Raw genomic sequence first — 13,700 nt, 5'->3', positions numbered from 1 at the left:
TTCCGTAAGCGGAAGGTCGTTCCCTTCCGCACACCCGGCGAACTGGATGCGATGGAGGCGGCCGGCGTCATCGTCGGCGCCGCCCTCGTGGCCTGCCGCCAGGAGGCCAAGCCCGGTGTGACCACCGCCGACCTCGACGAGATCGCCGAAACGGTGATCCGCGAGGCCGGGGCAGTGCCGTCGTTCAAGGGCTACCACGGCTTCCCCGGGTCGATCTGCAGCTCGGTCAACGAGGTCGTGGTGCACGGCATCCCGTCCTCGAAGGTGGTGCTCGCCACCGGCGACCTGGTGTCTGTGGACTGCGGCGCCATTCTCGACGGCTGGCACGGCGACTCCGCCTGGAGCTTCGGCATCGGGCCGCTGTCGAAGCTCGACGAAGAGCTCAACGAAGCCACCCGGATGTCGCTGGAAGCGGGTATCGCGGCGATGATCGCCGAGGCCACCGTGAACGACGTCTCCAAGGCCATCGAAGCCGGGACCCGCGCCGCCGAGAAGCGGTTCGGCCGCTCCTTCGGCATCGTCGAAGGCTACGGCGGGCACGGCATCGGTCGCGAGATGCACATGGATCCGTTCGTGGCCAACGAGGACAATCCCGGGCGCGGCAAGGAGCTGCTGGCGATCGGCTCCACGCTCGCCATCGAACCCATGCTGACGCTGGGCGGTCCCGACACGTCGATTCTCGAGGACGACTGGACCGTCGTGACCGACGACGGCACGCGCGCCTCCCACTGGGAACACACCGTCGCGGTGACCGAGGACGGCCCGCGCATTCTCACACCGCGGCCCTGACCGTCGGCCGGTAGAACGCGACGCCGGCCAGGAGGACGGCTGCGGCGATCAGCGAGTAGGTGTCGCCGATCAGGTGCTGCCACCACGCCCACTCGAGTTCCGGGCTGTGCTGCGGCGATCGCCAGTACGGGACCAGCCAATGCGGTCCGATGGCGAAGACCGCGGTCACGGCCGTGGTGCCGGCGATGAGCGCCGCCCGGTGCGGGCCCCGCACCGCGGCGTCGACCGCCAGGACCAGCGCGGGCACCACCCAGACCCAGTGGTGCGACCACGACACCGGTGAGCAGAGCAGCACCGCCAGCGCGTTGACCACCATCGCCTCCGGTGCACGTCCGGCGCGCAGCAGCCGCACCATCAGGATCGCGGCACAGCCGACCACGATCGTCGCGCCGAGCAGCCACAGCGCGGCGCCGGCGTCCGGGGCCAGTCGCGCGAGCACACCCTTCCAGGACTGATTCGACGAGAAGAACGTCGTCCCGATGCGGTCCGTCCCGGTCAGCACGCCGCCGAACCAGTACTCCAGCGAATCGTGCCACGCGAGGAGGAAGCCGACGGCGGTGGCCGCGGCGGCCGAGCCGATGAGGGTGGCGACGGCGCGGACGTCGCGGTTGAGCAGAAAGAACAGTCCGAACGCCGCCGGGGTCAGCTTCACCGCGGCGGCGAGGCCGATCAGCATGCCGCGCGGCCACCAGGGTCTCTCGACCAGCAGGTCTGCGGTGACCAGGAACATCAGGATCAGATTCACCTGGCCGAAGCCGAGGGTCTCGGTGACCGGCTCCAGCTGGATGGCGACAGCGAGAGCGACGAGCATGAGTCCGACGGCGATCATCCGGTCCAGGTCGGGGCGGATACGGGTGTGGATGAGCCACACCGTGCCGGCCAACGACGCCATCGACAGGGTGGCCATCGCGACCGCGGCGGCCGTGGCGGGCAGGATCGCGAACGGGGTGAAGACGACGGCCGCGAGCGGGGGATAGGTGAACGGCAGCCAGATGTGGTGCACCGGGAACCAGGCGGCGTACAGGTCCACATCGTCGAGCCAGGCCTGCGCGCCGGCGCGATAGACGTCGAGGTCGATCTGGTCGTGGCCGAAGCCGAGCAGCAGGCCGAGAGCGAGGGACGCTGCGAAGGCGACCGCCCCGATCGCGAGCACGCCCACGGGGCGGGGGACGGGCACCTCAGACCTCGAGGAGCAGGGTCACCGGGCCGTCGTTGACCAGCGCGACCTTCATGTCGGCGCCGAACCGTCCGGTCTCCACGTGTGCGCCGCGCGCCCGCAGCTCCGCGACCACCGCGTCGACGAGCGGCTCGGCGACCGAGCCCGGTGCCGCCGCGTTCCAGGTGGGACGACGGCCCTTGTCGGTGTTGCCGTACAGGGTGAATTGGCTGATCACCAGGATGGGCGCGCCGACGTCGGCGGCGGACCGCTCCGGGCCGCCGTCGCCGTCGAAGATGCGCAGGCCCCAGATCTTGTCGGCCAGCTTCGTCGCCTGCGCCGATCCGTCGTCGTGGGTCACGCCGACCAGTGCAACCAAGCCGAGAGCGCCGTCGGCCAACTCCAGGGCGCCGAGGCATTCGCCGTCGACGGTGACCGATCCGGCGCTGACTCGTTGAATGACCGCTCGCACCCCGGTGACCCTACCGGGTGGGCTCGGGGCCGTCCGGGACGTCCGCGGGCGACGACCCGACGACGCGGTCCTGGCGCGCATACAGGACCAGGGAGTCGCCCCGGGTGAAGCCGGCCAGCGTGATGCCGTGGTCGACGGCGAGTTCGGCAGCCATCGACGACGGCGCCGACACCGCCGACAACACGGGGATTCCGGCCATCGCCGCCTTGAGGACCAGCTCGAAGCTGGCACGCCCGGAAACCTGCAGCACCGTGCCGGTCAGGGGCAGCCGCTGTTCGGTGAGCGCCCAGCCGACCACCTTGTCGACGGCGTTGTGCCGCCCGACGTCCTCGCGGACCACCAGCAGCTCGCCACTGCGCGCATCGAACAGGGCGGCCGCGTGCAAGCCACCGGTCTTGTCGAAGGCGGTCTGCTTGGCGCGCAGCCGGACGGGGAGGTCGAGCAGGAAGACGGCGCCCACCCGCACCGGATCGGTGTCCGGGCGAAAGCGCGAGGTGGTGTGGACCGCGGCGAGCGACGTCTTACCGCAGACGCCGCACGCACTCGTGGTGGTCACGTGGCGGGACAGATCGTCCGACGGTGGCGCGACGTGCTCGGCGAGCGTCACGTCCAGCGCCTCGCCGCCCCGGAAGCCGGCGGAGACCACGTCCTCGTGGGACGCGATGATGCCCTCGGCGACGAGGAAGCCGAGACTGAGTTCGATGTCGTCGCCCGGTGTGCGCATGGTGACCGACAGCGGCCGACCGTCGACCCGGATCTCGAGAGGTTCTTCGACGGCCAGCAGATCGGCGCGGGCGTCGGCGGTACCGTCCCGATGCACGCGCAGCACGCGTCGTCGTGCGGTGATTCGTCCCATCGGGGGCGATCCTAACTGTGTGCGATTCTGCTGGGGCGCGATCCTGCTGGGGCGGAAACCAGTCGGGCGCGCTACATGGCCTCTTTGATACCGGCATGCAGGAGCCACCAGTTGACCGGGTAGGCGGTGCAGAAGCCGGCGACCATGGCCAACTGCATCAGCAACCAGAACGTGGCGGTGTCGATGGCCACCGGGCCGCCGAGCCACTGCGGGAAGATCAGCAGCTGGGTGAGGGCCATGAATCCGTACATCCCGATCTGCCACGCAGAGAGTGACAGCACGTCCGCCTTGGTGGCGGCGGCGATGTTGCCGCCGACGCTGCGCTGCGGGTTCATCGGGGCGATCGCCGCGAACTGGAACGTGATACCGAAGGCGAGGGCCACGACGTAGGCGATCACCCAGCCCGCGTAGATCTGATCGTCGAACAGCCAATGCCAACCGCCGAGCACGGCGATCGACGGGATGGCGAAGAGCGCCCACTGCACCACCAGGTCGGCGAGTGAACAGCCGGCGCCGCAATGGCTGGTGCCTACGAAGACCGACACCGGGCGCGAGTGCGGCTTGCCGGACAGGTCGAGCGCGGGCGTCATGGATGTTTGACTTCTTAGGTGTAGAGGTTGTCGACGCTGTCGGGCAGCAGCACGGCCGCCAACCAGCTCACGGCCGAGATCACCAGGGCGCCGAAGATCGCCGACCAGAAGAAGTCATCCACTTGCAGGCCCCAGTGCGTCAGGTTGTTGGTGATCCACGCGGTCAGCTCGAGCATGAACGCGTTGATGACGATGTGGATCAGGCCCAGGGTGATGATGTAGAGCGGGATCGACAGGATCTGGATGATCGGCTTCACGAAGGCGTTCACCAGACCGAAGATCACGGCGATCAGCAGGACGACGCCGAACTTGGCCCACCAGTTCGTGAGCGATCCGAAGTCGAAGTCCAGCCCGGGAACCAGTTCCACTGCCACCCACAGGGAGAAAGCGGTCAGCAGCGTGCGGAGAATGAATGAGCGCATGGAGTCAGTCTGTCAAAGCCTGCCTCGTCGGGCGGCGATTGCCCTGTGTCGCATGCCCCACGCGCACCGATTGGCTCTGACGGCGCAGGTCGCGTAACATTGAACCTCGGTGCGTCGTGCGTTCTCGCATGCGTGCGACCAGTCGCGCGTTGCACCGACCGTAGCGGAAAACACAAGATTCAACCGGGAGACGCTTGCCGCGTCGACCAGAATCGCGGAGGACATGGCTAAGAAAGACGGAGCCATTGAGGTCGAGGGTCGCGTTGTCGAGCCCCTGCCCAATGCGATGTTTCGCATTGAGCTGGAGAACGGCCACAAGGTGCTCGCCCACATCAGCGGGAAGATGCGTCAGCACTACATTCGCATCCTGCCGGAGGACCGGGTCGTCGTAGAGCTCTCGCCCTACGACCTGAGCCGCGGCCGCATCGTCTACCGCTACAAGTAGACCGCCGGGCTCGCGGACGAGTCCGGAACTTGAATAAGGAGAAGCTGACGTGAAGGTCAACCCCAGCGTCAAGCCGATCTGCGAGAAGTGCAAGGTGATCCGCCGTAACGGGCGAGTCATGGTGATCTGCGAAAACCTGCGCCACAAGCAGCGCCAGGGCTGATCCGCGTTCTTCTTCAGGTCCGCTTGAAGAACACAACTGAACACAGGTAAGTGAAGGAACTCCCAGCACCAGCGGGCGCAGACGCGTGCCCGCCTACCCCCGGACAGAGGCCGGGGCCCGTCGCAGAGGCGGGACGGACTGGGAGCAGACCTCTGAAAATCGAAGGAAGAATCACATGGCACGTGTTGCCGGTGTCGATCTCCCCCGCGAGAAGCGGCTGGAGATCGCACTTACTTACATCTTCGGGGTGGGTCGTACCACCTCCAAGGAGATCCTTGCCGCCACCGGTCTGAACCCGGACATGCGCGCCAAGGACCTCACGGACGCTGACGTCAGCAAGCTCCGTGAGTACATCGAAGCCTCGGTCAAGGTCGAGGGTGACCTGCGCCGCGAGGTCCAGGCCGACATCCGTCGCAAGATCGAGATCGGCTGCTACCAGGGTCTGCGCCACCGTCGTGGCCTGCCCGTCCACGGTCAGCGCACCAAGACCAACGCTCGTACCCGTAAGGGTCCGAAGAAGACCATCGCCGGGAAGAAGAAGTAATGCCCCCCAAGTCACGTAGTGCCGGCCCGAAGAAGGGCACTCGTCGTCGCGACAAGAAGAACGTCCCGCACGGCCAGGCGCACATCAAGTCGACGTTCAACAACACGATCGTGTCGATCACCGATCCCGAGGGCAACGTGCTGAGCTGGGCGTCGTCCGGCCACGTCGGCTTCAAGGGTTCGCGTAAGAGCACCCCGTTCGCCGCGCAGCTCGCTGCCGAGAACGCTGCCCGCAAGGCCATGGAGAACGGCGTCAAGAAGGTCGACGTCTTCGTCAAGGGACCGGGCTCGGGTCGCGAGACCGCCATTCGTTCGCTGCAGGCAGCCGGCCTCGAGGTCGGCACCATCTCCGACGTGACCCCGCAGCCGCACAACGGCTGCCGCCCGCCCAAGCGGCGCCGGGTCTAGCGGAGAGGGAGGAAAAGGAAAATGGCTCGTTATACCGGCCCCGCAACCAAGAAGTCCCGTCGTCTTCGCGTCGACCTGATCGGTGGAGACCAGGCGTACGAACGTCGTCCCTACCCGCCCGGCCAGCACGGTCGCGCGCGCATCAAGGAGACCGAGTACCTGCTCCAGCTGCAGGAGAAGCAGAAGGCTCGCTTCACCTACGGCGTCATGGAGAAGCAGTTCCGTCGCTACTACGAGGAAGCCAACCGTCGCTCCGGCAAGACCGGTGACGAGTTGCTGAAGATCCTCGAGAGCCGTCTGGACAACGTCGTCTACCGTGCGGGCCTGGCTCGCACGCGTCGTCAGGCGCGCCAGCTGGTCAGCCACGGTCACTTCACCGTGAACGGCCACTCGGTCGACGTCCCCAGCTTCCGCGTCAGCCAGTACGACATCATCGACGTCAAGCCGAAGTCGCTGGCCACCCCGCCGTTCCAGATCGCCAAGGAGACCCTCGGCGAGCGTCCGGTTCCGGCGTGGATCCAGGTCGTCCCCTCGACTCTGCGTCTCCTCGTGCACAACGTGCCCGAGCGCGCGCAGATCGATGTGCCGCTGACCGAGCAGCTCATCGTCGAGTACTACAGCAAGTAATCGCCGAGGCAGCCAACGCTGTCCCGGTTCACCCTCGAGACCGTCAAATAGCGGGCGGTCGAAGGAGAATCACTCACCATGCTAATTTCCCAGCGACCCACTCTGTCCGAAGAGGTCCTCGCCGAGAACCGCTCGAAGTTCGTCATCGAACCCCTCGAGCCGGGCTTCGGCTACACCTTGGGCAACTCGCTGCGGCGCACGCTGCTGTCGTCCATTCCGGGCGCAGCAGTCACCAGCATCCGCATCGACGGCGTTCTGCACGAGTTCACCACCGTCCCCGGAGTCAAGGAGGATGTCACCGGCATCATCCTGAACCTCAAGGGCCTCGTGGTCAGCTCGGAAGAAGACGAGCCGGTCACCATGTACGTCCGGAAGCAGGGTCCGGGAGCCGTCACCGGCGCCGACATCGTGCCGCCCGCCGGCGTCACCGTGCACAACCCGGATCTGCACATCGCCACCCTGAACGACAAGGGCAAGCTCGAGATCGAGCTCGTCGTCGAGCGGGGCCGCGGCTACGTGCCGGCCGTGCAGAACAAGGCCACCGGCGCCGAGATCGGCCGTATCCCGGTCGACTCGATCTACTCGCCGGTCCTGAAGGTGACCTACAAGGTCGAGGCCACCCGTGTCGAGCAGCGCACCGACTTCGATCGTCTGGTGCTCGACGTGGAGACCAAGAACTCCATCACCGCGCGTGACGCCCTGGCGTCGGCCGGTAAGACGCTGGTCGAGCTGTTCGGCCTGGCGCGGGAGCTCAACGTCGAGGCCGAGGGCATCGAGATCGGACCGTCGCCTGCCGAGGCCGATCACATCGCCGCGTTCAGCCTGCCGATCGAGGATCTGGAGCTGACTGTCCGCTCGTACAACTGCCTGAAGCGCGAGGGTGTTCACACCGTCGGCGAACTGGTGGCGCGTACCGAGTCGGATCTGCTCGACATCCGGAACTTCGGTCAGAAGTCGATCGACGAGGTCAAGGTGAAGCTGCACGGCCTGCAGCTGTCTCTCAAGGACAGCCCGGCCAGCTTCGACCCCTCGCAGGTCGCGGGCTACGACCCGGCCACCGGGATGTGGAGTGATGAGTCGTCGTACGGCGACGACGCTGGTGAGGACTTCGCCGAGACCGAGCAGCTGTAGCTGTCGAAGACCATTTGAGACTGCCGGTCTGCGATCGGCGCCCCTCCTAGGAGAAACCAATGCCCAAGCCCACTAAGGGTGCCCGCCTCGGCGGGTCGGCCAGCCACCAGAAGGCGATGCTCGCCAATCTGGCCACGGCGCTCTTCGAGCACGGCCGCATCACCACCACCGAAGCCAAGGCCAAGCGCCTGCGTCCGTACGCGGAGAAGCTCATCACCCACGCGAAGGCCGGCGAGCTCGCCAACCGTCGCCAGGTGATGAAGGACATCCGCGACAAGGACATCGTCCACAAGCTGTTCGAGGACATCGCTCCGCTGTACTCGAGCCGTGACGGTGGCTACACCCGCATCATCAAGACCCTGCCCCGCAAGGGCGACAACGCGCCGATGGCCGTGATCGCTCTCGTGACCGAGCAGACCGCTTCCACCGAGGCCAGCCGCGCCACCCGCGCCGCTGCGTCCAAGGCTGCTGCGGAGAAGGTCGCCAACCCGGTGGCCGAGGTCATCGACGAGGCCACCGACGCCGAGGTCGAGAACGCCGAAGCCGTGTCCGAGGCCGCCGACGAGAACCAGGCTGCGGCTACCGCAGACGAGGCTCTCGCCGAGGGTGCCGACGTCGACGGTTCCGACGACGCCAAGTAGTCGGGCGCTCTGATTCAGACGCCTGCGAACGAACCCGCCGATCCCCGCGAGGGGGTCGGCGGGTTCGTCGTTTCTCCAATGCTGCGGCTGCGGCTGCTGATCGGGTACGACGGCACCGACTTCTCCGGCTGGGCCACGCAGCCTGGCCGACGCACCGTCTGCGAGACGCTGGAGTCGACGCTCGCGACCGTGCTGCGGGTGCCGGTCCGGCTCACGGTGGCCGGGCGCACCGACGCCGGGGTGCACGCCACCGGACAGGTCGCGCACTGCGACGTGCCGACCGCGGCCCTCGACACTCGCTCCATCGGCGGCGATCCCGCGCGCCTGGTGCGCCGCCTGGCCAAGCTGTTGCCCGCCGACGTGCGCATCAAGTCCGTCGAGGCGGTTTCGGCCGACTTCGACGCCCGTTTCTCGGCGCTGGCACGACGCTACGAGTACCGCCTGACCGACGCCGTCTGGGGCCCGGAGCCGTTGTCGGCGCGCCGCACCGCGGACTGGCCGCGGCCCCTCGATCTAGCGGCACTTAACGCGGCGTCGTCGTCGCTGGTGGGGCTGAACGACTTCGCCGCCTTCTGCCGCTTCCGCGAGGGCTCCACCACCATTCGCGAGCTGCAGGAGTTCGGCTGGCGGCGGGACGACGACGGCGTGCTCGTCGGGCGTGTGGTGGCCGACGCCTTCTGCTGGTCCATGGTGCGGTCACTCGTCGGTGCGGTCGCCGCGGTGGCCGAGGGGCGTCGGGACCTCGACTGGTGCGCCGGGCTGCTCGCCGAGCGGACGCGCAGTGCGCAGGTGCCGGTCGCGCAGGCGCGGGGTCTGGCCCTCGCGGAGGTCTACTATCCCCCGGAGCACGAATGGGCGGCGCGCAACGAGCGCACCCGCGACGTCCGATCGGCCGCGGACCTCGGCGGCGACCTGGGCGGCGACGGCTGCTGCGGCGACTGACCCCTCAGCGGTAGCTCGACAGCTCGATGAGGAGCTCGGCGACCAACGGATTGGGCGTCGCGTCCGTTCGTAGGACCGCCGACACGGGCAGGGTGAACTCGAGGCTGCGCCGGCAGGCGATGCCGGGGGCGAGCGGATCCTCGTAGAGGATGGTCCAGCTGTCGGGCTGATTGATCAGTTCGAAGGCCACCGGATGGCCGGGCCGCGACTGCGGCCCGTAGCGTGGCGTGACGCCGGCGCGGGTGAACACCTTCTCCACCAGTTTGTGCAGCAGCACCTGCTTGTCGGCCGCCGGGAGAATCAGCGGATACTCGGCCAACTCGGCGAGGTTGGGGCTGCGGACGTGTGCTGCGAGCGGGTGGCGCGCGGCGAAAGCGATCACCGGTTGATCCACCCAGAGCGGATCGCGGTACAGCCCGTCCCGATCGACGGTCCCGCGAACCAGTGCCAGATCCGCCTCGCCGCTCGCGACGGCGTCGATGCGCTGTTCGAACGGCTTGAGCAGGAAGTCGATCTCGGCCTCGGGATGGCGCTCGCGGACCGCGGCCACCGCGCTGAGCGCGGCGCGCGCGAAGGACATGTTGGCGGCGACCGCGACACGGTCGGGACGCGGGGTGACCGCGGCGATCGCGTCGTCGCGCAGCGTCAGCATCTGCTCGGCGCGGGGGAGTAGAAGCTCGCCCGCCTCGGTGAGCGTCACGGTGCGTCCGCTGCGGTGGAAAAGTTCGACACCCAGTTCGCGTTCGAGGGCGGCGACCTGGTGGCTGACCGCACTCTGGGACACGAAGCACGCGCGCGCGGCGGGCGAGAATCCCCCGTGTTTCGCGACGGCGACGAGGTAGATCAGCTGCCGAAACTCCATGACCTCATTGTATAAACAGAACAGATAGGTGCAATTCTATATCCCGTGGTTGTAGTCCTTGTGAAGTCGTCCTGCTATTGGACAGAGTGGTTCCATCGGTCGTCGAACTGGAGGAGTGGACTGTGCGGAGCACCGACGTCGTTGTGATCGGTTCGGGTTTCGGTGGGCTGTCTGCCGCCAAGCAATTGGCCAAGTCGAAGGTGCCGACCACGCTGATCTCGGCGACCCCCGAGCACCTGTTCCAACCGCTGCTGTACCAGGTCGCCACCGGCGTCCTCGACCCCGCGGAGATCGCCCCGCCGATCGCCGACGTCCTCTCCGACTACGAGACGATCGACGTCGTCCAGGGTTATGTGACCGCCCTCGACGCCCAGGCGCAGGTGCTCACCTATGAGACGGCCGACGGTCCGCAGCAGATCGGCTACAAGAAGCTGATCGTCGCGGCCGGCGCCGCGCAGGGCTACTTCGGCCACGACGAGTGGGCCGATCGCACGTTCTCGCTCAAGTCGCTCGACGACGCGACCACGCTGCGCGCCCACCTGTACGACTGTGTGCACGCCCCGCTCAACGACCAGGCCGCACACACCTTCGTGGTGGTCGGCGGCGGCGCGACCGGCGTGGAGATCGCCGGGCAGATCCGCGAACTGCACGACCGGTTCTACACCGAGGTGCCCGCCACCGTGTACTTGGTGGAGGGGGCGGGCGACTTGCTGCCGGTCTACGGCGGCCGTCTCTCGGACTTCGCCCGCGTGACCCTGGAGGAGGCGGGCATCCAGGTGCTGACCAATGCCTTCGTCACCGACATCGCCGACGACGTGGTGACCGTCTCCGGCGCCGACGGCGAGCAGCAGATCACCTCGCGCACCGTCGTCTGGTCGGCGGGCGTGAAGGCCACGCCGCTGGCGGCCGTGATCGCCGAGGCCACTGGCTGCGACACCGATCGCGCTGGCCGATTGCTCATCAACCCCGACCTCACCGTCGGCGGACGGGCCGACGTCTTCGCCATCGGCGACATGACCAGCCTGCGCGGTTACCCGGGTCAGAGCCCGGTGGCCATGCAGCAGGGTCGGCACGCGGCCGACATGATCCGCGGCAAGACCGTCACCGGCACCGCCTTCCGGTACCTCGACAAGGGCTCGATGGCCGTCGTGAACCGGCACAACGCCGTGGTCGACGCCCCGTTCGGCGTCAAACTGACCGGCTTCCTCGGCTGGCTCACCTGGCTCGGCGTGCACCTGTTCTACCTGGTGGGCTTCCGCAATCGGGTGGCGGCGGTGGTGTCCTGGTTCCGGTCGTTCGCCGGCAGCGATCGGCCCGGCTTCGATCAGCTGACGCTGCGCTCGGTTTCCAAGGCTTCGAAGATCGCGCCGAGCAAGTCGTCGTCGCCCACCATCTCGTCGAGTCGCTGACCGGCCGACATCAGCGCGTGCCAGTTGGCCGGGTCGAACTCGATCGGCTCGGTGGTGGCGATGAAGTTCAGGACGAGGTCGACGAAGCGTCGCGGGTCGTCGCGGAACGGGAAGTGCCCGGCGCCGTCGAAGATCTCCACCTGCGCGTGCGGGATGGCGGCGCCGGTCAGGGCGGCGTGATGGACCGGGATCACCGTGTCCTTGCTGCCCCACACCACGAGCAGCGGCAGTCGTTCGGTGAGGTAGGCGCGATCGAGCATGGTCACCGTCTGACCGCGCCAGTCCACGACGGCGCGCAGGGTCCGCGTGAACGCGGCGTGCGCGTGCGGGTCGGTGAGCTCGTCGACGATGCGCAGCAGATCCTGGTGATCGGTGATCAGCGCGCGCGGGGTGAGGCGTTCGGGCAACGCGGGCAGGTCGTCGATTCGCGCCAGTGACCGCGCCGTGCCGCGCACCAGCGGGGCCACGCCGGGCAGCCGCAGACCCCGCAGCAGCAGCGGCACACCGGGCACCGAGGCCAGGCGCAGCACCGGGTTCACATCGGTGGTGACGCCGCCCGCAGCCACCAGCACCAGACGCTGCACGAATCGCGGGAACTGGTAGCAGAACTGCATGGCCACGCCGCCGCCCAGGGAATGCCCGACGACGGTGACCCGGGTGATCCCGAGCACCACCAGCAGGTCGCGCATGCCGTTGGCGAACGCGGCCACCGAGTAGTCGGCCTGCGGCTTCTCCGACAGTCCGTGGCCGAGCAGGTCCGGTGCGATCACCGTGTGGTTCTGGGCCAACTCGTCGATGATCTCGTCGAACGTCGACGAGTTGTCACCGATGCCGTGAATCAGCAGGATGGCCGGTCCCTCGCCGGCGATCCGGAAAGCCCGGCGGTAGCCGTGGATCGTCCGATATTCGATTCGTGCTGTCATACAGGTCTCCCAATGCGGTGGCGCTCCGGCGCGCACGCCGGATGTACACCTCCTATTCAACCCCCGTTCGCCGGGCTATGCCCACTCGGAGGGCCTCATTCCGGTAGGAACGGGGGCTGTCGCCGCAGGGTGGTGCCGCCGAAATCGTCCGCGATGACGGCGGCCAACTCGACGAAGCCGCGCCGCGTGCGACGGCCCAGCAGGTCCAGGTCGATCGCCGCGCCCTCGGCCAGATGGTCGTCGAACGCGATGGTCTGCACGGCTCGGCAGCGCGTCAGGAAGTGCTGCGTCAGCTGGTCCACGTCGATGGACGACGACCCGGGCCGCGCCGAGCTGAGCACCACCACCGCTCGGGAGATCAGGTGCCCGAAACCGTGACCGGCCAGCCAGTCCAGGGTGGCCCCGGCGCTGCGGGCGCCGTCGAGCGCGGGCGAGCTGACCAGGATCACCGCGTCGGCGAGATCGAGCACGCCGCGCATTGCGGAATGCGACAACCCGGTCCCGCAGTCAGTGAGCACGATGTTGTAGTAGCGCTGCAGGACGGCCATCACACCGCGGTACTCGTCCTCGCTGAAGGCCTCGGCCGCGGCCGGATCGCGCTCGGAGGCCAGTACTTCCAGGCGGCTCGGCGCCTGCGAGGTGTGGGCGCGCACGTCCGAGTAGCGGTGGATCGCCGGATCGGCCAGCAGGTCGCGCACCGTGGAGTCGGTCTGCAGCGGAATGCGTTGGGCCAGCGTGCCCAGGTCCGGGTTGGCGTCGACGGCGATCACCCGATCCCCGCGCAGGGACGCGAAGGTGGACCCCAGTCCGACAGCGGTGGTGGTCTTGCCGACGCCGCCCTTGAGGGACAGTACCGCGATCCGGTAGTCGCCGCGGACCGGCCGTCGTACCCGTTCGAGCAGTTCCTGGTACTCCAGTTCGGCGGCCGACTGGCCCGGGTTCACCGCGCCGCCGGTCAGGCTGTGCACGGCGCGCCGCCAGCCGCCGGCGGGTGGCCGTCGTGCCTTGCGCAGCAGGGCCACCTGATCGAGGGCGGGACCGCGCGCGTACCCGGGCGACGGTGCCGGTGGCAACGGGGGTGACGGGGGCGGCGGCGTCGCCTGCAGCGGCGTTGCCTGCGGTGGTGGCGGCGGCGGTGGTGGCTGGTGGTCGGTGAGCCACGGCGGCAGCGTCGCAGGCGTCTCGGTCATGATTTCCCCCTCCGGTGATCGGGCGATGTCCCGAAGTGGCGAACGCTACGCCGGTCCCGGGCGCGCCACGCCCGAGAACACAGCGATGGAACCGGACTCGCCGCCGCAACGTCCAAGTGCGACGGGCCGCT

Annotated in this window: 18 protein-coding genes; 10 read left to right on the top strand and 8 right to left on the bottom strand. The window is 68.2% G+C overall.

The window, feature by feature from the left end:
* The first annotated feature begins 51 nt into the window (after positions 1-51).
* Positions 52-789, top strand: coding sequence for a type I methionyl aminopeptidase (gene map / locus ABD989_RS13165; RefSeq protein ID WP_246996758.1), 738 nt, complete (start codon positions 52-54; stop codon positions 787-789).
* Here the strand turns inward: map and ABD989_RS13160 are convergent.
* The 5 genes from ABD989_RS13160 to ABD989_RS13140 all read right to left on the bottom strand — a co-directional run bounded on the left by ABD989_RS13160 (position 773) and on the right by ABD989_RS13140 (position 4,285).
* Positions 773-1,966 carry a glycosyltransferase 87 family protein gene (locus ABD989_RS13160; RefSeq protein ID WP_345313835.1) on the bottom strand — a complete coding sequence of 398 codons (1,194 nt, stop codon included), beginning with the start codon at positions 1,964-1,966 and terminating at the stop codon, positions 773-775. The genes map and ABD989_RS13160 overlap by 17 nt on opposite strands.
* Before the next feature lies 1 nt (position 1,967).
* The gene (gene dtd / locus ABD989_RS13155) at positions 1,968-2,417 is read right to left on the bottom strand and encodes a D-aminoacyl-tRNA deacylase (protein WP_345313834.1); all 450 of its coding nucleotides are present in this window, start codon (positions 2,415-2,417) and stop codon (positions 1,968-1,970) included.
* A 10-nt stretch (positions 2,418-2,427) separates the two neighbouring features.
* Positions 2,428-3,273: a formate dehydrogenase accessory sulfurtransferase FdhD gene (fdhD, locus tag ABD989_RS13150; RefSeq protein WP_345313833.1), complete on the bottom strand. Its 846-nt coding sequence runs from the start codon at positions 3,271-3,273 to the stop codon at positions 2,428-2,430.
* A 71-nt stretch (positions 3,274-3,344) separates the two neighbouring features.
* Positions 3,345-3,863, bottom strand: coding sequence for a DUF4396 domain-containing protein (locus ABD989_RS13145; protein WP_345313832.1), 519 nt, complete (start codon positions 3,861-3,863; stop codon positions 3,345-3,347).
* 14 nt (positions 3,864-3,877) lie between these two features.
* Positions 3,878-4,285 (bottom strand): phage holin family protein, encoded by a 408-nt coding sequence (locus tag ABD989_RS13140; RefSeq protein ID WP_345313831.1) that lies wholly within the window; start codon positions 4,283-4,285, stop codon positions 3,878-3,880.
* 223 nt (positions 4,286-4,508) lie between these two features.
* On the opposite strand from ABD989_RS13140, the gene infA reads away from it, so the two are divergent.
* The 8 genes from infA to truA all read left to right on the top strand — a co-directional run bounded on the left by infA (position 4,509) and on the right by truA (position 9,185).
* Positions 4,509-4,730, top strand: a complete 222-nt coding sequence (gene infA / locus ABD989_RS13135) for a translation initiation factor IF-1 (protein ID WP_003418601.1) — start codon at positions 4,509-4,511, stop codon at positions 4,728-4,730.
* A 49-nt stretch (positions 4,731-4,779) separates the two neighbouring features.
* Entirely contained in the window at positions 4,780-4,893 is a 114-nt protein-coding gene (gene rpmJ, locus ABD989_RS13130) for a 50S ribosomal protein L36 (protein WP_024332746.1), read from the top strand.
* Between the two features lie 175 nt (positions 4,894-5,068).
* Positions 5,069-5,437 carry a 30S ribosomal protein S13 gene (rpsM, locus tag ABD989_RS13125; RefSeq protein ID WP_246991831.1) on the top strand — a complete coding sequence of 123 codons (369 nt, stop codon included), beginning with the start codon at positions 5,069-5,071 and terminating at the stop codon, positions 5,435-5,437.
* A complete protein-coding gene (rpsK, locus tag ABD989_RS13120; protein WP_345313830.1) occupies positions 5,437-5,844 on the top strand; it encodes a 30S ribosomal protein S11 in 408 nt (135 codons plus the stop codon). Before rpsM ends, rpsK begins: the two co-directional genes overlap by 1 nt.
* Positions 5,845-5,865: 21 nt before the next feature.
* Complete coding sequence (rpsD, locus tag ABD989_RS13115; RefSeq protein ID WP_345313829.1) at positions 5,866-6,471, top strand: 30S ribosomal protein S4; 606 nt, start codon at positions 5,866-5,868, stop codon at positions 6,469-6,471.
* A gap of 78 nt (positions 6,472-6,549) precedes the next feature.
* Positions 6,550-7,602: a DNA-directed RNA polymerase subunit alpha gene (locus ABD989_RS13110; protein WP_246991825.1), complete on the top strand. Its 1,053-nt coding sequence runs from the start codon at positions 6,550-6,552 to the stop codon at positions 7,600-7,602.
* A 59-nt stretch (positions 7,603-7,661) separates the two neighbouring features.
* On the top strand, positions 7,662-8,243 hold the full coding sequence (gene rplQ / locus ABD989_RS13105) for a 50S ribosomal protein L17 (protein ID WP_345313828.1): 582 nt from the start codon (positions 7,662-7,664) through the stop codon (positions 8,241-8,243).
* 78 nt (positions 8,244-8,321) lie between these two features.
* Positions 8,322-9,185 (top strand): tRNA pseudouridine(38-40) synthase TruA, encoded by an 864-nt coding sequence (gene truA, locus ABD989_RS13100; protein ID WP_345313827.1) that lies wholly within the window; start codon positions 8,322-8,324, stop codon positions 9,183-9,185.
* A 4-nt stretch (positions 9,186-9,189) separates the two neighbouring features.
* Here the strand turns inward: truA and ABD989_RS13095 are convergent, their stop codons facing one another.
* Positions 9,190-10,047: a LysR family transcriptional regulator gene (locus tag ABD989_RS13095; RefSeq protein ID WP_345313826.1), complete on the bottom strand. Its 858-nt coding sequence runs from the start codon at positions 10,045-10,047 to the stop codon at positions 9,190-9,192.
* Between the two features lie 122 nt (positions 10,048-10,169).
* Between ABD989_RS13095 and ABD989_RS13090 the strand changes: the two genes are divergently transcribed.
* Entirely contained in the window at positions 10,170-11,456 is a 1,287-nt protein-coding gene (locus ABD989_RS13090) for an NAD(P)/FAD-dependent oxidoreductase (protein ID WP_345313825.1), read from the top strand.
* Here ABD989_RS13090 and ABD989_RS13085 read toward each other — a convergent pair.
* Both ABD989_RS13085 and ABD989_RS13080 read right to left on the bottom strand, forming a co-directional pair.
* Positions 11,372-12,379 carry an alpha/beta fold hydrolase gene (locus tag ABD989_RS13085; RefSeq protein ID WP_345313824.1) on the bottom strand — a complete coding sequence of 336 codons (1,008 nt, stop codon included), beginning with the start codon at positions 12,377-12,379 and terminating at the stop codon, positions 11,372-11,374. The two genes, ABD989_RS13090 and ABD989_RS13085, sit on opposite strands and share 85 nt — an antisense overlap.
* Before the next feature lie 95 nt (positions 12,380-12,474).
* Entirely contained in the window at positions 12,475-13,596 is a 1,122-nt protein-coding gene (locus tag ABD989_RS13080; RefSeq protein ID WP_425556537.1) for a MinD/ParA family ATP-binding protein, read from the bottom strand.
* Positions 13,597-13,700: the final 104 nt, after the last annotated feature.

It is taken from the genome of Gordonia alkaliphila (assembly GCF_039542465.1).
In the GTDB taxonomy this organism is placed as follows: domain Bacteria; phylum Actinomycetota; class Actinomycetes; order Mycobacteriales; family Mycobacteriaceae; genus Gordonia; species Gordonia alkaliphila.
Note: the sequence above shows the minus strand (reverse complement) of the source record. Positions and strands in the feature narration are given on the sequence as shown.

Bases quoted from the DNA above. Each gene is read 5' to 3' on its own strand.
- ABD989_RS13145 (WP_345313832.1), bottom strand. From the start codon at position 3,863: ATGACGCCCGCGCTCGACCTGTCCGGCAAGCCGCACTCGCGCCCGGTG.
- infA (WP_003418601.1), top strand. From the start codon at position 4,509: ATGGCTAAGAAAGACGGAGCCATTGAGGTCGAGGGTCGCGTTGTCGAG.
- ABD989_RS13085 (WP_345313824.1), bottom strand. From the start codon at position 12,379: ATGACAGCACGAATCGAATATCGGACGATCCACGGCTACCGCCGGGCT.
- truA (WP_345313827.1), top strand. From the start codon at position 8,322: ATGCTGCGGCTGCGGCTGCTGATCGGGTACGACGGCACCGACTTCTCC.
- rpsM (WP_246991831.1), top strand. From the start codon at position 5,069: ATGGCACGTGTTGCCGGTGTCGATCTCCCCCGCGAGAAGCGGCTGGAG.
- fdhD (WP_345313833.1), bottom strand. From the start codon at position 3,273: ATGGGACGAATCACCGCACGACGACGCGTGCTGCGCGTGCATCGGGAC.
- ABD989_RS13110 (WP_246991825.1), top strand. From the start codon at position 6,550: ATGCTAATTTCCCAGCGACCCACTCTGTCCGAAGAGGTCCTCGCCGAG.
- map (WP_246996758.1), top strand. From the start codon at position 52: ATGGAGGCGGCCGGCGTCATCGTCGGCGCCGCCCTCGTGGCCTGCCGC.
- rplQ (WP_345313828.1), top strand. From the start codon at position 7,662: ATGCCCAAGCCCACTAAGGGTGCCCGCCTCGGCGGGTCGGCCAGCCAC.
- rpsK (WP_345313830.1), top strand. From the start codon at position 5,437: ATGCCCCCCAAGTCACGTAGTGCCGGCCCGAAGAAGGGCACTCGTCGT.
- ABD989_RS13140 (WP_345313831.1), bottom strand. From the start codon at position 4,285: ATGCGCTCATTCATTCTCCGCACGCTGCTGACCGCTTTCTCCCTGTGG.
- rpsD (WP_345313829.1), top strand. From the start codon at position 5,866: ATGGCTCGTTATACCGGCCCCGCAACCAAGAAGTCCCGTCGTCTTCGC.
- ABD989_RS13095 (WP_345313826.1), bottom strand. From the start codon at position 10,047: ATGGAGTTTCGGCAGCTGATCTACCTCGTCGCCGTCGCGAAACACGGG.